The 17,180-nt window shown below is 70.8% G+C and carries 16 protein-coding genes; 5 read left to right on the top strand and 11 right to left on the bottom strand.

Going from position 1 to position 17,180, the window contains the following annotated elements:
* The first annotated feature begins 21 nt into the window (after positions 1 to 21).
* Both GL325_RS07205 and GL325_RS07200 read left to right on the top strand, forming a co-directional pair.
* Positions 22 to 843 carry an SDR family NAD(P)-dependent oxidoreductase gene (locus tag GL325_RS07205; RefSeq protein WP_223111071.1) on the top strand — a complete coding sequence of 274 codons (822 nt, stop codon included), beginning with the start codon at positions 22 to 24 and terminating at the stop codon, positions 841 to 843.
* Between the two features lie 84 nt (positions 844 to 927).
* Positions 928 to 2,004: a Glu/Leu/Phe/Val dehydrogenase dimerization domain-containing protein gene (locus GL325_RS07200; protein ID WP_187769106.1), complete on the top strand. Its 1,077-nt coding sequence runs from the start codon at positions 928 to 930 to the stop codon at positions 2,002 to 2,004.
* Between the two features lie 3 nt (positions 2,005 to 2,007).
* Here the strand turns inward: GL325_RS07200 and GL325_RS07195 are convergent, their stop codons facing one another.
* Genes GL325_RS07195 through GL325_RS07180 form a run of 4 tightly spaced genes read right to left on the bottom strand, consistent with a single transcriptional unit; the run spans position 2,008 to position 6,276 of the window.
* Entirely contained in the window at positions 2,008 to 2,730 is a 723-nt protein-coding gene (locus tag GL325_RS07195; RefSeq protein ID WP_154596495.1) for a TSUP family transporter, read from the bottom strand.
* A complete protein-coding gene (locus tag GL325_RS07190) occupies positions 2,727 to 4,079 on the bottom strand; it encodes an MFS transporter (protein ID WP_187769105.1) in 1,353 nt (450 codons plus the stop codon). Before GL325_RS07190 ends, GL325_RS07195 begins: the two co-directional genes overlap by 4 nt.
* Entirely contained in the window at positions 4,076 to 4,930 is an 855-nt protein-coding gene (locus tag GL325_RS07185) for an SDR family oxidoreductase (protein WP_154596493.1), read from the bottom strand. The genes GL325_RS07190 and GL325_RS07185 overlap by 4 nt, the downstream gene beginning before the upstream one ends.
* Positions 4,927 to 6,276: an NAD(P)/FAD-dependent oxidoreductase gene (locus GL325_RS07180; RefSeq protein ID WP_187769104.1), complete on the bottom strand. Its 1,350-nt coding sequence runs from the start codon at positions 6,274 to 6,276 to the stop codon at positions 4,927 to 4,929. Before GL325_RS07180 ends, GL325_RS07185 begins: the two co-directional genes overlap by 4 nt.
* 131 nt (positions 6,277 to 6,407) lie before the next feature.
* Here GL325_RS07180 and GL325_RS07175 point away from each other — a divergent pair, with 131 nt between their 5' ends.
* Entirely contained in the window at positions 6,408 to 7,043 is a 636-nt protein-coding gene (locus GL325_RS07175; RefSeq protein WP_187769103.1) for a TetR/AcrR family transcriptional regulator, read from the top strand.
* 62 nt (positions 7,044 to 7,105) lie between these two features.
* Complete coding sequence (locus tag GL325_RS07170; protein ID WP_223111070.1) at positions 7,106 to 9,157, top strand: MMPL family transporter; 2,052 nt, start codon at positions 7,106 to 7,108, stop codon at positions 9,155 to 9,157.
* 121 nt (positions 9,158 to 9,278) lie between these two features.
* Here the strand turns inward: GL325_RS07170 and GL325_RS07165 are convergent, their stop codons facing one another.
* The 3 genes from GL325_RS07165 to purF all read right to left on the bottom strand — a co-directional run bounded on the left by GL325_RS07165 (position 9,279) and on the right by purF (position 12,116).
* Positions 9,279 to 9,455: a DUF3073 domain-containing protein gene (locus tag GL325_RS07165; RefSeq protein ID WP_146826240.1), complete on the bottom strand. Its 177-nt coding sequence runs from the start codon at positions 9,453 to 9,455 to the stop codon at positions 9,279 to 9,281.
* Between the two features lie 124 nt (positions 9,456 to 9,579).
* Positions 9,580 to 10,623, bottom strand: coding sequence for a phosphoribosylformylglycinamidine cyclo-ligase (gene purM, locus GL325_RS07160; protein ID WP_187411569.1), 1,044 nt, complete (start codon positions 10,621 to 10,623; stop codon positions 9,580 to 9,582).
* Positions 10,620 to 12,116, bottom strand: coding sequence for an amidophosphoribosyltransferase (gene purF / locus GL325_RS07155; RefSeq protein WP_187411570.1), 1,497 nt, complete (start codon positions 12,114 to 12,116; stop codon positions 10,620 to 10,622). The genes purM and purF overlap by 4 nt, the downstream gene beginning before the upstream one ends.
* Before the next feature lie 167 nt (positions 12,117 to 12,283).
* Between purF and GL325_RS07150 the strand changes: the two genes are divergently transcribed.
* Entirely contained in the window at positions 12,284 to 13,834 is a 1,551-nt protein-coding gene (locus GL325_RS07150; RefSeq protein WP_187769102.1) for a long-chain-fatty-acid--CoA ligase, read from the top strand.
* Between the two features lie 10 nt (positions 13,835 to 13,844).
* Here GL325_RS07150 and GL325_RS07145 read toward each other — a convergent pair whose 3' ends face one another.
* Genes GL325_RS07145 through rfbB form a run of 4 tightly spaced genes read right to left on the bottom strand, consistent with a single transcriptional unit; the run spans position 13,845 to position 17,147 of the window.
* Positions 13,845 to 14,456 carry a peptidylprolyl isomerase gene (locus tag GL325_RS07145; RefSeq protein ID WP_187769101.1) on the bottom strand — a complete coding sequence of 204 codons (612 nt, stop codon included), beginning with the start codon at positions 14,454 to 14,456 and terminating at the stop codon, positions 13,845 to 13,847.
* Positions 14,457 to 14,466: 10 nt separating this feature from the next.
* Positions 14,467 to 14,829, bottom strand: coding sequence for a sterol carrier family protein (locus GL325_RS07140; protein WP_223111069.1), 363 nt, complete (start codon positions 14,827 to 14,829; stop codon positions 14,467 to 14,469).
* A gap of 10 nt (positions 14,830 to 14,839) precedes the next feature.
* Complete coding sequence (locus GL325_RS07135) at positions 14,840 to 16,141, bottom strand: bifunctional dTDP-4-dehydrorhamnose 3,5-epimerase family protein/NAD(P)-dependent oxidoreductase (RefSeq protein ID WP_187769100.1); 1,302 nt, start codon at positions 16,139 to 16,141, stop codon at positions 14,840 to 14,842.
* A gap of 10 nt (positions 16,142 to 16,151) precedes the next feature.
* The gene (rfbB, locus tag GL325_RS07130) at positions 16,152 to 17,147 is read right to left on the bottom strand and encodes a dTDP-glucose 4,6-dehydratase (protein WP_154596487.1); all 996 of its coding nucleotides are present in this window, start codon (positions 17,145 to 17,147) and stop codon (positions 16,152 to 16,154) included.
* Between the last annotated feature and the right edge of the window lie 33 nt (positions 17,148 to 17,180).

Raw genomic sequence — 17,180 nt, 5'->3', positions numbered from 1 at the left:
ATGTGACTACGCTCACACGCCATGGGCATCGATCCGGCCGGACAGGTCATCGTCGTCACGGGCTCCTCCAGCGGGATCGGCGCGGCCGCCGCGCGACGCCTCGCCGCACGCGGTGCGACGGTGTGCCTCCTGGCCCGGCGCGCCGACGAGCTGGAGTCCCTCGCCGCCGCCATCCGCGCCGAGGGAGGAGCCGCCGAGGCGTACCCGGTCGACCTCACCGACGACGACTCCACTGCCGCCGCCGTCGATCAGGTCCTCGGTGCAAACGGCCGCATCGACGTCCTGGTGAACAACGCGGCCCGCTCGATCCGGCGCCCGATCGTCGAGTCCTTCGACCGGCTGCACGACCACGAGCGGGTCATGGCGATCAACTACTTCGCGTCCGTGCGGTTGATCCACCTCGTACTGCCCTCGATGCTGGCGCAGGGGCGCGGGCACGTGGTCGTCAGCTCGACCTTGTCGACCCAGGTGCCGATCCCTCTCTTCTCGGCCTACCTGGCCAGCAAGAGCGCCCTCGAGTCGTACGTCCGCTCCCTCTCTGCGGAGTTGGGTCACGCGGGGATCACGACCTCGACGGTGCACTTCCCGATGGTGCGCACCCCGATGTCCGGGGGCACCGAGATCTACCGGGCGATGAAGATGATGAGCCCCGACGACGCGGCCCGCTGGATCGAGCGCGCCGTCGTGTCGCGCCCCTCGCGGATCGCGAGCGCGTTCGGCGTCGCCGGCGAGACGTCGATGGCCCTGGCCCCCGGCATCGTCACCCGGGCGACCGCGCCGTTCTTCCGCCGGATGGACCGTCAGCTGGCTCGGCGGACGGCCGCCGGCGACGTACCCGAGTAGCATCGGGCGCAACGGCCACCACCCCCGGTCGTCACCGATTCAGACCGGTCCGGAACCACCCCTCCCGGCCAGGAAGAAGGACTCATGGGCGCGCCCAGCAGCTTCGGAACCCACCACGAGCAAGTCGTGTTCTGTCATGACGAGGCCTCCGGTCTGCGGGCGATCATCGCCCTGTACTCCACCGCATTGGGCCCGGGCCTGGGTGGCACCCGCTTCTTCCCCTACGCCTCCGAGACCGACGCGCTCGCGGACGTCCTCAACCTCAGCCAGGGCATGGCCTACAAGAACGCGCTCGCCGGACTCGACCTGGGCGGCGGCAAGGCCGTCATCATCGGTGACCCGCGCACCGACAAGTCCGAGGCGCTGCTGCGGGCCTACGGCCGCTTCGTCCAGTCGCTGAACGGGCGCTACTTCACCGCCTGCGACGTGGGCACCTACTCCACCGACATGGACGTCATCGCGCGCGAGTCGGACTTCGTCACCGGCCGGACGGTCGACCACGGCGGCGCCGGCGACTCCAGCGTCCTGACCGCCTTCGGCGTCCACCAGGGCATGCGGGCGGCGGCGCAGTTCGCCTGGGGCGACGCGTCGCTGGCGGGCAAGCGCGTCGGCATCGCCGGTGTGGGCAAGGTCGGACGGCACCTGGCCGCCCACCTGGTCGAGGAGGACGCGCGCGTCGTCGTCACCGACATCGACTCCGAGGCGGTGGCGCGTCTGGTGCAGCAGTACCCCTCGATCGAGGTCGCCGAGTCGACCGACGCCCTCATCGCAGCCGACCTCGACGTCTACGCGCCCTGCGCCCTCGGCGGTGCGCTCGACGAGAAGAGCCTCGAGACGCTGACCGCGAAGGTCGTCGCCGGCGCGGCCAACAACCAGCTGGCCCACGAGGGCATCGGCAAGCTGCTCTCCGACCGGGGGATCGTCTACGCGCCCGACTACTGCGTGAACGCCGGCGGCGTGATCCAGGTGGCGGACGAGCTGGATCCGAGCGGGTTCTCGTTCGAGCGGGCGAAGGCCCGGGCGACCGGCATCTTCGACACGACCCTGTCCGTGCTGGAGCGCGCGGCGAGCGAGGACATCACGACCGCGGAGGCCGCGGACCGCCAGGCCGAGCAGCGCATCCGCGAGATCGGACGACTCGGGCAGATCCGGCTCCCCTGACCGTCAGGCGGCGCTCAGCAGGAGGGCCATCCCGCCGACCGCCGAGACGCACAGGATCCCCGCGCGGGCCGCGCCGATCGACAGCCGCGGCGCGACGACCAGCCCGACCACCGTGCCGACCCCGAGCGCAGCCAGCATCTGCCACGACGGCAGCACCAGGCCGACCACCACGGCGGTGACGAGGTTCTGCACGATCAGGAACGTGTGCAGCGTGCCGCGGGTCTGCGCGGGGGTCCAGGTCGAGTTGGCGGCGTAGAGACCGACGGGTGGCCCGCCCACTCCGCCCACCACGTTCAGGCCGGCGCTCATGATGCCCGTCGCGATGGTGCCCGCAGGCCGACGCAGCCATGCCGACCGCCATCCGGACGCGAGCATCGCCACGCCGACGACGACGCCGATCCCGCCGGCGACCGCGAGCCACGTGTGGTCGAGGGGCGCCAGCGCCCAGGCGATCAGCGGTGTCGCGGCGAGTGTGGGGACCAGGAGCCGCAGCGCGTCGCGCCGCTGGGCGTGGCGCCCCTCCCGCAGGAGCGGCAGCCCCGACGAGCAGGCCGCCAGGAGCACGACCAGGGCGACCCCCTCCGCCGGCCCGCGCACGGCGATCAGCACGGGTGCGGCGACGAGGGAGAATCCCATGCCGGTCGTCGCCTGGGCGAAGGCTCCGACGAGGACGGCGAGCAGGACGAGGTCGCCGGACGACAGTCCGGCGAGGAGCTGATCACTCATCGGCGAGCGGGGTCGAGCCGGTAGCGGCGCTGGAACACGATCGCCACGACCATCAGTGCGGCCGGCAGCACGGTGAAGCCCCACAGCAGCGCCTTCATCGCCGATTCGGGCTGCGTCACCTCGACGTCGGCGGTGCTGGAGACGAAGCCGCCCACGGCCAGCGCGGCCGAGTACAGGTACGGCCCGGCCGCCGTTCCCAGCGCCTCGGTGGCCGTCCAGACCCCCGTGTACGCGCCGGCCTGGGAGTCCCCCTTCTCCTCCGCGGCCGCGACGGCGTCCGGCACCATCGAGAAGGCGAACAGCTGCAGGCCGGCGAACGCGAAGCCCATGACCGCGACGACCACGACGGACACGGCGACCGCGTCCAGCCACGCGCCCAGCGCCACCGCCAGCGAACCGACGACGAAGATCAGCTGGGAGAGCAGCAGACCGCGCTGCTTCCCGATCCTGCGGGAGAGCCTCAGCCAGATCGGGCCGGCCAGCACCGCGGGAGCGAGGAAGCAGCCCATGAACACCGCCGTCAGGCCCGCGCTGTCGAAGACGTAGCGCGTGAAGTACGGCAGCGCCGCCATGAACAGGTGGGTCGTGGTGCCGGTGAACAGGTAGGACAGGACCAGCATGCGGAAGTCGCGATCGGCCCAGGCCACCTTCACGTCCGCGATCGTCGAGTGCCCGGCGGACTCGGCCGGTGCCCGGAAGCCGCACGCGTCGGTCAGCCGGCGCACGCCCAGGATCGCCACGAGAGCCGACACGACCATCACGACGGCCAGGACGGCGGCCATCGTCGTGTAGTCGCCGCGCTGCTCGCTGGACACGAGAGCAGGTGCGGCGACGCCGGCGCCCAGCAGTCCGACCGTCAGGAACAGCATCCGGAACATGAAGACGCGGGTGCGCTCGTGGTAGCCGATCCGCAGGTCGGACGGCGTGGTCAGGTAAGGCACCTGGAACATCGCGAACAGCAGGTTGCCGACGATGTACCAACCGCCGACCCATGCGGCGGCGGGTGCGCCCTCGAGCGAGGACGGGACCGTGAACATGGCCACCATCGCCAGGCCGAGGGCCACGCCCCCGGTCATCATGCGGCGCCGGTGTCCGAGTGCTCGCGCCTGGCGGTCCGAGCGCGAGCCGATCATCGGGTGGATGACGACGTCGATGATCTTCGGCAGCAGCAGGGTCAGGCCGGCGAGAGCGGCGGCGACCCCGAGGATGTCGGTCAGGAAGTACAGCAGCAGCAGGCCGGGCACCGTGACCCAGACGCCCATGCCGAACGAGCCGGAGGCGTAGGCGGACAGGGCGCCGACGGGCGCGCGGGTCGACTCGTCGATGGGCGCGTCCTCACGGGCGCTCATCGGACGCCCGCCGTTCCCCGGTGACGTGCGACGACGCCGGCGGCGAGCTCGGCACCGTCGAAGGCGCCGGCGGCGGCGCGGCCGGCGAGGGTGCGGCGGACGATCCCGTCGGTGACCTGCGGCAGGTGCCGGGACAGGAAGAACTCCACCGCTCCCCTGCCCGTGGTGGTGATGTCGCGGCGGGCCCGAGCCGACAGCGCCGCGAGGTGGATCGCGTCGACGACGCCCTCGAGGGACTCGTAGCTGCTCATGCCCTCCAGGGACAGCCCCGCCTCGCGGGTGGAGTCGTGGATGGGGCTGCGGACGGCGGACGGATAGACGCAGGTGACCCCCACGTGCGTGCCCAGCTCGAGTCGCAGGGCATCGGCATAGGCGACCATCGCGCGCTTGGAGGCGCCGTACGCCGCTGCCAGCGGCAACTGCATGACGGCCATGCGCGAGGTGACCATGACGACGCGGCCGCGGGACGCGACGAGCGCGTCCACGCACGCCGCCGTGATCCGCCACGTGCCGACCAGGTTGATCTCGAGCTGACGACGGACCTCGTCGCCGGGCGCGAGCTCGGCCGGGGCAGGCCCGCCGATGCCGGCGTTGTTGACCAGCACGTCGAGCCCGCCGAGCAGGTCGATGGCCCGGGCGACACCGGCTGCGGCCGAGTCGTCGTCGGTGATGTCGCACGCGACGACCTCGAAGGGCTCGTCCCCCGCCGGGGCGATGTCGAGGCCGACCACGACGGCCCCCTCGGAGACGAGACGGCGGCCGAGCTCGCGGCCGAGCGTGCCAGACGCGCCGGTGATGAGGACACGGCGCCCGGCGGCGGGCCGGCGGGGTGTCAGGAGCGAGAGCTTCATGCGGGGACCTCCTGGGAGACGGGACGGAAGGTGACGGCGCCGCGATCGGCGCGGGCGGCGCCGGCAGCGATCTCCTTCGGCACGGCAGCGACGTACTCGTCGAAGTCGATGCGCATCATGGGCCGCTTGTTCCCCCATCGGGCGACGGCGGCGGCATACGTCGACTCCACGACCGCTCGCTGCTCGTCCGGCGCGGGCAGGCCGTAGCGGCCGCCGAGGTGCGCCGCGACGAGCTTGCCCTGTGCCTCGACCACGGGCAGCGCGGCGCCCGTCGACTGCATGAGTCCCACGAACGCCAGACCGGGGTCGTCGAGGTGGAACACCCGCTGGTAGAGCGGCAGCCGCTCCGGGTCGGCGCCGATCCACCGCTCACCCAGGAACGGGATCGTGACGCGATAGCCGGTCGCCCACACGATGACGTCGGCCTCGTCGGACGTGCCGTCCGTGAAATGGACGCGCGATCCCTCGAAGCGTTCGATACCGGGCCGCGCGACGACCTCGCCGTGCGTGACGCGGTGCAGGATCGTGTCGCTGATCGTCGGGTGGTTCTGGAACAGGCCGCCCGAGGGGGCAGGGAGGCCGTACGACTGCGGCGTGCCCACGGCGACTCGCAGCATCGTCTCGGCGACCTTCTGGCGAACCCGCCACGGCAGCGCCGACAACAGGGCGCCGGTCGCGTCGGCGGGCCGGCCGAAGAGGTACTTCGGCACGATGTGGACGCCGTGGCGCGCCGACAGCAGCACCGGGCCGCTGCCCACGTACGAGGCGTCGACCGCGATGTCCATCGCGGAGTTGCCCATCCCGACGACCATGACGCGCCGGCCCGCGAACTGCGAGGCGCTGCGGTAGTCGTGCGCGTGCATCTGCTCGCCGTCGAACGTCCCGGGGTACTGCGGCTCGGGCCAGCGCGGGTCCCAGTTGTGGCCGTTCGCGACGACGACCGCGTCGAAGGTCTCGGAGGTCTCGACGTCGCCCGTGCGGGACACGACGGTCCAGCCGGTGTCGGTGCGGTCGACCGAAACGACCTCGGTCCCGAATCGGATCCGCTCGGTGACGCCGAAGCGCTCGGCGTAGTCCGCGAGGTAGCCCGCGATCATCGCGGCGGACGGGTAGTCGGGCCAGTCGGCCGGCATCGGGAAGTCCGCGAACTCGGTGCGGCCCTTGCTCGTGTTGAGGTGCAACGAGTCGTAGGCCGGCGACAGGCCGCTGGCGTTCCCCTGGACCCACAGGCCGCCGGGCCGGTCGCCCAGTTCCAGGACGGTGACGTCCAGGCCCTCGTCCAGCAGTGACTTGGCGGTCGTCAGACCGGCGGCGCCGGCGCCGACAACGGCGACATGAGCAGGCATGTGGGTGATTCCTTCGTGTGACGTGCGTCTCGACGCGGTCATTCAATCGCATGATGGAGAGGAGCGCAAGCAACTCTCACCAGGAGAAACGGGATCCATCAACTGATGGAGCCATGGCGTAGGGTGACGCCATGAGCGAGCAGCCGTCGAGCCGTGACCGCATCCTGGCCGCCGCCTCGCGGCTGTTCGCCGAGCGCGGGTACGACGCCACCAGCACGCGCGCGATCGCCGAGGCCGTCGGCCTCAACATCGCCACGGTGGCCTATCACGTGGGCGGCAAGAGCGACCTCTACCGCGAGGTCATGCGCGAGGCGCACATCGCCCAGCGCGACTCCGTCGAGCAGGCGCTGACCACCCTCCCCGACACCGAGTCGACACCCGAGGCGGCGCGCGCCGGACTGCACGCCTTCATCGACGCGTACCTGAGCTTCTGCGTGGCCCACCCCGACGTCCCCGCACTGTGGATGCGACGGTGGCTCGCCGAGGGCGAGATGCTGTCCGAACTCGAGAGCGAGTTCACCGGCCCGCTCGTCGAGCGGGTCGCCGGTCGCGTCCGCGCGCTGCTCGAGAGCGCCCACGTCACGACGGACGCCGACCTGGACCTGCTCGTCTACACGATCGTGTGGACGACCCACGCCTTCAGCCGGGCCGGCGTGGTCGACCCCACGGGCACCCGGGCCCAGCCCACGGATCACCCGACATTCGAGCGATTCCGGCGCCACCTGCACGGCCTCGTCGACGGCGCTCTCTCCCTGCCCGTCGCCTGATCCGCGTCGCACGACACGGACCGGACTGAGCGGAATTTCGTTAGACAGTTTAACCTTCTAGCGTGAATCGCCGCGCTCAACGCACCTTTCCCCTGGCTCATCTCGTGGGCCCCAAGCGATCGATCGTGGTCGTGTTGCTCGGCCTCGTGGTCGCCGGCCTGATCATGGCGTTCGCGCCCGATCCGACCACCGGCTCGGAGGCCGGCTCGAACCTGCCGGACTCCGCGGAGTCGTCCCAGGCCCGGGCCGCGCTGAAGAAGCTGCCGAACGCGGACGAGGCGCCGGCCATCGTCGTCTACTCCAAGGACAGCGGACTCGACGGGCGTGACCTGGCGGCGATCGCCGAACGCTCGCGCGTCATCGCGTCCGAGCTCGGCGTCGAGGTCAGCCCGCCGGTGCCCGCCGAGGACCAGTCCGCCGCACTTGTCGCCGTGCCGTTCGAGACGGGCCTGGAGTCCGACGAGAACAAGGACCGGGTCAAGGAGTTGCGTGACCTCGCGAAGCAGGACCTGCCCGACGGCGTGAAGGCCCAGGTCACGGGCGCACCGGCCGTCCAGGCCGACCTCGGTGCCGTGTTCGCCGGTGCCGACGTGCGCCTGCTGGCCGTCACCGCCGCGGTCGTGGCCATCCTGCTCATCGTCACGTACCGCAGCCCGTGGCTGTGGCTCGTGCCCCTGACCGTCATCGGCATCGGCGACCGAGTGGCCGCCCGCGCGCTCGAGGGCGTCTCGGGCGCGTTCGACGTGGGCATCGACGGCTCCATCACCGGCATCACGTCCGTCCTCGTCTTCGGCGCCGGCACCAACTACGCCCTGCTGCTGATCGCCCGCTATCGCGAGGAGCTGCGCCGCCACTCGTCGCGGCACGAGGCCATGCGCACCGCCCTCGGCGGAGCGGCCCCGGCCATCTTGTCCAGCTCGGGCACCGTGGTCCTCGCACTGCTGTCGCTACTGATCGCCGACTCGCCGTTCGTCAGCGCGATCGGTTGGTCCGGTGCGCTCGGCATCGCGGTCGCCGTGGCGTTCGCCCTGCTCGTGCTGCCCTCGGCCATGGTCATCCCGGGTCGCTGGCTGTTCTGGCCGTTCGTCCCGCACGAGGGCGACGCCGACCCGGCCGAGAAGGGCTGGTGGTTCCGCGTCGGCAAGGCGGTCACCTCCAGGCCGTGGCCGACCACGATCGCGGCCCTCGCGGTGCTGACGGCCATGGCCGCGGGCCTGCTGGGCCTGAACACGGGCCTGGGCCAGAGCGAGCAGTTCCTCGACACCCCGGAGTCGATCACCGCCCAGGAGACCCTGCAGGACGCGTTCCCCGCCGGCATCTCCTCGCCGACCACGGTGGTCACCTCACCGGACAAGGTCGAGTCCGTCGTGGCCGCGGCGAACCAGGTCGAGGGCGTCGAGAGCGCCCGGCCCGCGAACGCGTCGGACGACCTCGCCGAGGTGCAGGTCGTGCTCTCGGTCGAGCCCGAGAGCGAGAAGGCCCTGACCACCATCGAAGGCCTCCGCACGGCCGTGCACGACGCCGATCCGGACTCGCTCGTCGGTGGCACCGACGCGCAGGCCCTGGACGAGAACCAGACGGCGTCCGACGACCGCTGGCGCGTCATCCCGATCGTGCTCGTGATCGTGCTGATCATGCTGCTGGTGCTGCTGCGCTCGGTCGTGGCCGCGGTCCTGCTGTGTGCGACGACCGTGCTGTCCTACCTGTCCGCCCTGGGCGTCGGCTGGGTGCTGTTCGACCGGGTGCTCGGCTGGTCGGCGATGGACGTCAGCACGCCGCTGCTCGCGTTCATCTTCCTGGTCGCGCTGGGCGTGGACTACAACATCTTCCTGACCGCGCGAGCGCGCGAGGAGATGGTCGTGACGGGCGATGCGACGGCATCGATCGTCAAGGCGCTCGCCGTCACGGGCGGCGTCATCACGAGCGCCGGCATCCTGCTGGCCGCCGTGTTCGCCGTCCTGGGCGTGCTGCCGCTCGTGCTGCTGGCGCAGCTCGGCGTCATCGTCGGATTCGGCGTGCTGCTGGACACCGTGCTGGTGCGTGGCGTCGCGACACCGGCCATCGTGGCGCTGTGCGGCCGCTGGTTCTGGTGGCCCAGCAAGATCTCCCGATGACGAAAGGCTCCGGCGGTCGGTGAGACCGACCGCCGGAGCCGCCCGGGCACCACGGTGCCCTACAGGTGTCGCTTCAGTGGAGTCCGTCGTCAGACGACGGAAGGAGACATCGCCCAGCTGCTCAACTGGCGGCCGGGCCTCCCAGTTCCTTGGCGAGATCTACGTACTGATCCGGGATCGGGTCACCGGACTCTCCGTGAAGCTCTCGGGCCAGATCATTGAAATCGGTGTCCAATGTCCGGTACTTGAGATCGCGAGCGACCTTGGTCTGCTTCGCTTTCGCACGGCCGCGGCCCATGGGCTCGACCCCCTCGCACTCAGTGGTTCACAATGTCGTGCTCCCAAGCGTACCGAAACGTTCCCAGAAAGCATGCAGGGCCCCCGGTTCGGCGCGTTCGCGAACCGGTATTGCAGCGAATATTTCAGATGAGAGTGACCGAACCGCCCGGTCCGTGCTCGTCGGCGGCGCCGACCTCGCCCGCGATCCAGGCGTCGACGCCGTGCTCGGCCAGCAGGGAGACGGCCGCGTCGGCGGCGTCGGGGGCCACGATCGCGACCATGCCGACGCCCATGTTCAGCGCCTGGTCCAGATCGGCCTGGGCGACGCCACCCAGCTGACCGACCAGGCCGAAGACCGGCGCCGGGGTCCAAGACGAGCGATCGAGCCGGACCGAGACCGACTCGGGCAGCACCCGCTCGAGGTTGGCCGCCAGGCCTCCGCCGGTGATGTGCGACATCGCGTGCACCTCGACGGCGTCGGCCAGCGCCAGGCAGGGCTTGGTGTAGAGCCGCGTGGGCGTGAGGAGCTCCTCGCCCAGGGTGCGGCCGAACTCGGGGACCTCGCGGTCGAGCTTCCACCCGGCGATGTCGAAGAAGACGTGACGCACCAGCGAGTAGCCGTTCGAGTGCAGACCCGAGGACGCCATCGCGATCACGACGTCGCCCGCGCGGACCCGATCGGCGCCCAGCAGGCGGTCGGCCTCGACGACACCCGTGGTGGAGCCGGCGATGTCGTACTCGTCGGGGGCCAGCAGGCCCGGGTGCTCGGCGGTCTCGCCGCCGAGCAGGGCGGTGCCCGTCTCGGCGCACGCCTCGGCGATGCCCTTGACGATGTCGGCGATCCGCTCGGGCACGACCTTGCCGGTCGCGATGTAGTCGGTCAGGAACAGCGGCTCGGCGCCGCAGACCACGAGGTCGTCGACCAGCATGCCGACGAGGTCGAAGCCGATCGTGTCGTGGCGGTCCATCGCCTGGGCGATGGCGACCTTGGTACCGACGCCGTCGGCACTGGTGGCCAGCAACGGCCGCGTGTAGGACTTGAGCGCGGAGGCGTCGAACAGGCCGGCGAAGCCGCCGATCCCGCCCACGACCTCGGGCCGGGTCGCGCGGGCGACCCACTGCTTCATGAGCTCGACGGCGCGGTCGCCCGCTTCGATCGAGACTCCGGCGGAGGCATACGAGGTCACTGGATCACCTTCAAGGGCTCGGTCCCGTTGGCCGGCAGCTCCAGGAGGTGCTTGCCGATGAGGTCGTCGTCGGGCAGCTCGATCGGGTAGACCCCGTCGAAGCAGGCCCGGCAGAGGTTGTCGCCCGGGACGTTGGTCGCCTCGATCAGGTCGTCGAGCTCGACGTAGGACAGGCTGTCGGCGCCGATGGAACGGCGGATCTCGTCCACGCTCAGGCCGGTGGCGATCAACTCGGCGCGCGAGGCGAAGTCGATGCCGTAGAAGCAGGGCCACTTCACCGGCGGACTCGAGATCCGCACGTGCACCTCGGCCGCGCCGAACTCGCGCAGCATCCGCACGAGCGCGCGCTGGGTGTTGCCGCGGACGATCGAGTCGTCGACGACCACGAGGCGCTTGCCGGCGATGACGTCGCGCAGCGGGTTGAGCTTGAGCCGGATGCCGAGCTGGCGGATCGTCTGGGACGGCTGGATGAAGGTCCGCCCGACGTAGGAGTTCTTGACCAGGCCGTGGCCGAACGGGATGCCGCTCTCCTCGGCGTACCCGATCGCCGCCGGGGTGCCCGACTCCGGCACCGGGATGACCAGATCGGCCTCGACCGGGGCGGTGCGCGCCAACTTGCGGCCGATGCGCTCGCGCACGCTGAACACGCGCTGCTCGCTGATCGTGGTGTCAGGGCGCGCCAGGTAGACGTACTCGAAGATGCAGCCCTTGGGCGCGGCCTCGGCGAACCGGCTGCTGCGCAGGCCGTTCTCGTCGATGGCGACGAACTCGCCGGGCTCGATCTCACGGATGTACGAGGCGCCGACGATGTCGAGGGCGGCGGTCTCACTGGCGATGACCCAGCCGCGCTCCAGCCGGCCGAGCACGAGCGGGCGGATGCCCTGGGGGTCGCGGGCGCCATAGAGGGTGGTCTCGTCCATGAACACGAGCGAGAAGGCACCACGCAGCTTCGGCAGGACCTCGAGCGCGGCGTCCTCGACCGAGCGGTCACGGTAGGACGCGAACAGCGAGGCCATGACGGAGGTGTCGGTCGTGGCGGTCTCGGCGTGAGCGGACTTCGGGTCGCCGGCCGTGCGCTCGAGCAGCAGCTGGACGAGCTCGTGGGTGTTCGTCAGGTTGCCGTTGTGGCCCAGCGCGACCGACCCCTGCGCCGTGGGGCGGAACGTCGGCTGCGCGTTCTGCCAGACACTGGCGCCGGTGGTGGAGTACCGCGCGTGGCCGATCGCGACCTCGCCCTGCAAGGACTCCAAGGTGGCCTCGTCGAAGACCTGGGAGACGAGTCCCATGTCCTTGTAGACCAGGATCTGGCGGCCGTTGCTGACCGCGATGCCGGCCGACTCCTGCCCGCGGTGCTGCAGGGCATAGAGGCCGAAGTACGTCAGTTTCGCGACTTCCTCACCGGGCGCCCAGACACCGAAGACACCACAGGCGTCCTGGGGTCCGGCATCGGCGGGGTCGAGCTCGTGGGTCAGGAGACCATCTCCGCGGGGCACGGATTCAGTCTAGCGGCCACCCACGGGCGCCATGACCACCACGGGAAGGTCGAGAAGCCGACACAAACAGTCATGGCTGCTTGGAAGTCTTCCACTCGGGACTCGGGGCGGCTACCGTGTGAGCCACCTCACAGCCACTGTCTCGTCACCGTCCCTCAGGAGACCCCATGACCGACGCCACGTTCATCGCCGACCACGCCCGCGCCGCAGCGGACGCCGCCCCCGACGAGACGGGGTGGATCTACGAGGGTCGCGAGTGGACGTGGGCGCAGGCGTGGGAGTCGGTGCGCCGTACCGCGGGCGCCCTGTCGGCCGACGGCGTCGGCCACGGCGACCACATCGCCGTGGTCGACAAGAACAACCCGGCGATCCTGCAGCTGGTGCTCGGCGCCAGCCTCGTCGGCGCGGCCACCGCGATCGTCAACTGGCGCCTCGCCGGCGACGAGCTGGACTACACGATCAACGACTCCGGCGCGAAGCTGCTGTTCGTCGGCGCCGAGCTGATGGACCAGGTCGAGGTCATCCGCGACCAGCTCACGACGGTCGAGAAGATCATCGTGATGGGCGGTGAGGCCGACGAGTTCGAGGCGTGGCAGTCCGCCGGCGAGCCGCTCGACCAGTCGCCCGACACGAGCCCCGACGACCCCGTCGTCGTGATGTACAGCTCCGGCACGACCGGGCGGCCCAAGGGCGTCCTGCTGACCCAGCGCAACCTCGTCGCCCACACCGAGAACGCCGATGCGGGCATCGAGTACCCCGAGGGCTCGAAGATGCTCGTGGCGATGCCGATGTTCCACGTCGGCGGCACCTCGTACGCGATGTTCGGGATCAAGAACCGGGTGCCGGGGCACATCATCCGCGAGGTCGAGCCCACGGCGCTGGCCGGCGCCATGATGGCCGGCGTCACCCACGCGTTCCTCGTGCCCGCCGTCGTGGCGATGCTGCTGCAGGCCGGAGACGACGCGATGAAGCTGTTCAGCGGCCTGCGTGCGTTCTCCTACGGCGCGGCCCCGATGCCCCAGACGATCCTGCGCGGTGCCCAGCAGCACTGGCCGGACACGGCGTTCTACCAGGTGTACGGCCTGACCGAGTTCTGCGGCGTCGTGACGATGCTGCACGACGACGAGCACCGCGACCTCGAGCACCCCGAGCGACTGCTCTCCGCCGGCAAGCCCATCCCGGGCGTCGAGGCGCGCGTCGTCGACCCGGCCACCCTGCAGGACGTGACCCCCGGCGAGGCCGGCGAACTGTGGTTCCGCACCGCGCAGGCCACGCCCGGCTACCACGGTCGGCCCGACGCCACGGCCGAGCTCTACGCCGGGGACGGCTGGGTCCGCACCGGCGACATCGGCCACATCGACGCGGACGGCTACGTCTACGTCGAGGACCGGATCAAGGACATGATCATCACCGGTGGCGAGAACGTGTACTCGCCGGAGGTCGAGCGCGTGCTGTCCGAGCACCCCGACCTGCTCGAGGTCGCCATCATCGGCGTCCCCGACGAGACGTGGGGCGAGTCGGTCAAGGCCGTGGTCGCCCTGCGACCGGGCGCCCACGCGACCGAGGCCGAGATCATCGCCTGGGCGCGCGAGCACCTGGCGCACTACAAGGTGCCCCGCACGATCGACGTCGTCGAGATGCTGCCGCGCAACCCCTCGGGCAAGATCCTCAAGCGCGACCTGCGCAAGCCCTACTGGGCCGGCGGCCGGCAGGTCTGAGCCGTCGCGGTCAGGAGACCGACTCGATGACGACGTCCTTGGCGGGGGCCACGCCGTCCGGGCCGTTGCCGTCCTTCTCGATGGCGCGCGCGACGGCCAGGCCGGAGTCGTCGACCTTGCCGAAGACGGTGTAGCTCGGCGGCAGCTGGGCGTCGGCGAGCACGATGAAGAACTGCGAGCCGTTCGTGTCGGGGCCGGCGTTGGCCATCGCCAGCGTGCCCGCCGGGTAGGTCTCGTCACCGCTCAGCTCGTCGTCGAAGCTGTAGCCCGGTCCCCCGGCGCCCGTCGCGGACGGGTCGCCGCACTGCAGCACGAAGCCCGGCACCAGGCGGTGGCACTTCGTGCCGTCGAAGTAGCCCTGCTCGGCGAGGGAGACGAAGGAGTTGACCGTGCAGGGCGCGGCGTCGGGCGTCAGCGTCAGCTTCATGTCCCCGCGGTTCGTGGCGACGGTGAGCGTGTCCGCGGACTTCGGCTCGGACGGCGGCAGCTTGGCCTCCTTCGCGGCCGAGCCCTCCTCGACGTACGTGCACTTCCCGGCGCTGGAGTCACCCTCGTCGTCGCCACCGCAGGCGGCGAGCACGGGCACGGCGAGGATCAGCAGGGCCAGGAGTCGTAGACGCATGCGCCGGATTCTACCGACCCGTCCCCCGGTCGAGCGGGAGCAGTGGCGTGAGGTCGGACCGCTCGCCGCTGGCGCGCACCGAGGCGTCCGTCCACGCGAGCGTGCCGCGACCCAGGGCGATCCAGGTCTCGGGATCGGTCTCGACCACCGCCGGAGGGGTCCCCCGCGTGTGACTGGCTCCCTCGATGCACTGGATCGCCGCGAACGGCGGGATCCGCACCTCGACGCTGTGCCCGGGCGCCTTGCGCTGCAGCAGGGCCAGCAGGTGCTTGGTGGCGGCCTTCAGATCGGCGCGCTCGACCGTGCCGTCGTCGATCCGCTCGCAGATCCGGGCGAACTCGGCCGCAGGGAGCGGGGTCAGCATGCGGGCCATCGCGAGACCGTCAGTCCGGCAGCCGCAGGGCGGAGTGACGCGGGCGGGGCGCGGCGGCCTTGCCCGCCAGGTACTCCTCGGTCGTGACGCCGGTGACGTCCGCGGGATCGCGGCCCTCCTCGGCGAAGACGCGACGCGCGATGTCGGCCCACGTCTCGACCGGACCACGGCCGGTGACGTGGTGGATGCCGTACGGAGCGCCCGAACGGACCAGGTCGACGATGCCCTCGGCCAGCACCGAGGCCGGCGTGAGGCGACCGAACTGGTCGTCGACCACCGACGGCGAGACGCCGTTGCGGGCGAGGCGGCGCATCGTGTCGACGAAGTTGGCGCCCTCGCCGACGACCCAGCTGGTGCGGACGAGGTAGTTCTTCGGCACGACCGACGTCACGGCCTCGGTGGCCGCCTTGGTCTGGCCGTAGACGCTCAGCGGCGAGACCGCCTCGTCGACCTCGTGCTCCTCGACGGTGCCGTCGAAGACGTAGTCGCTCGAGACGTTGACGAAGGTGAGCCCGTGCGCGATCGCGATTCGCGCCATCGCCGCGACGCCCGTGACGTTGATGGCCCAGCACAGGGTGCGGCCCTCGGGCGTCTCGGCCCCGTCGACGTTCGTGTACGCCGCGGCGTTGATCAGCGTGCCGACGCCGTTCCAGTCGATCGTGTCGAGGGTCTCGGGCCTGGAGAGATCGACCTCGGGGAAGTCGTGGAACTCGGCGTCCGGGAGAAGCTTCTGCAGCGCCTTGCCGAGCTGTCCCCCGGCGCCGATCACGACCGTGCGACGCGGCGCCATGGGCTGGACGTCGGCCAGCATCGGGTGCGCCTTGTCCTTGTCGGACATCTCGGCGATGGGCAGCGGCCACGGGATCGCCAGCTCGGGGTCGAGCAGGTTCACGTTCGCGTAGACGGCGTCGGCGCTCCAGTGGTCGTTGACCAGGTACGTGTACGCCGTGCCGTCCTCAAGGACCTGGAACGAATTGGCGACGCCACGCGGCACGAACACCGCGGTCTGCGGGTTCAGCTCGACCCAGAAGGTGGCGCCGAAGGACTCGCCCTCGCGCAGGTCGACCCAGGCGCCGAACGCACGGCCGGCTGCGACCGAGACGTACTTGTCCCACGGCTCGGCGTGGATGCCGCGGATCGTGCCGGCGGTGCCGTTGAACGAGATGTTCTGCTGGACGGGCCCGAAGTCGGGCAGCCCGGCGTCGACCATCTTCTCGCGCTGCCAGTTCTCCTTGAACCAGCCGCGGTTGTCGCCGTGGACGTCCAGGTGGACGACGAGCAGGCCCGGGACGGGAGTGGTCTCGATCTTCATCGGCGCTCCCTCACTGTCCCGCTGCGGCGTACTTGGCCTCGGTGGCCGCCTTCGCGGGCCGCCACCAGTCCTCGTTCTCGCGGTACCAGCGCACCGTGTCCTCGAGTCCGGCCGAGAAGTCCGAGAACTGCGGGGTCCAGCCCAGCTCGGTGCGCAGCTTCGTGGAGTCGATCGCGTAGCGCAGGTCGTGCCCGGGGCGGTCGGTCACGTGCTCGAAGTCGTCGGGCTCGCGGCCGAAGAGCTGCAGCAGCGCCTCGACGACCTCGCGGTTGGACTTCTCGCCGTCGGCGCCGATGAGGTAGGTCTCGCCGATGCGTCCGGACTCGAGGATCGTCAGGACGGCCGAGTTGTGGTCGTCGACGTGGATCCAGTCGCGGACGTTGAGGCCCTCGCCGTACAGCCGCGGGCGGATGCCGTCGATCAGGCCCGTGATCTGGCGCGGGATGAACTTCTCGACGTGCTGGAACGGTCCGTAGTTGTTGGAGCAGTTCGAGATCGTCGCGCGGACGCCGAACGAGCGCACCCAGGCCCGGACGAGCAGGTCGGAGCCGGCCTTCGTCGACGAGTACGGGCTCGACGGGTTGTACGGCGTCGACTCGGTGAACCGCTGCGGATCGTCCAGCTCGAGGTCGCCGTAGACCTCGTCGGTGGAGATGTGGTGGTAGCGCACGTCGTGCTTGCGCACGGCCTCGAGCAGCGCGAACGTGCCGATGATGTTGGTGTCCAGGAACGGCCGCGGCCCGACGAGGGAGTTGTCGTTGTGCGACTCGGCCGCGAAGTGCACGACCGCGTCGTGCTCGGCGACGAGCGAGTCGACCAGCTCGGAGTCGGCGACGTCCCCGACGACGAGCGAGACCCGGTCCTCGGGCAGACCTGCGAGGGACTCACGGCTTCCGGCGTAGGTCAGCTTGTCCAGCACGGTGACGCGGTCGTCCGTGCGGTCCACCACCTGACGGACGAAGTTGGACCCGATGAACCCGGCACCGCCGGTGACCAGCAATCGCATGCGCACGAGCGTACCGTCCGCCCCGCGGCCTCG

The organism is Aeromicrobium sp. 636 (assembly GCF_024433585.1).
GTDB lineage: Bacteria > Actinomycetota > Actinomycetes > Propionibacteriales > Nocardioidaceae > Aeromicrobium > Aeromicrobium senzhongii.
This window is presented reverse-complemented; position numbering and strand designations above follow the sequence as displayed.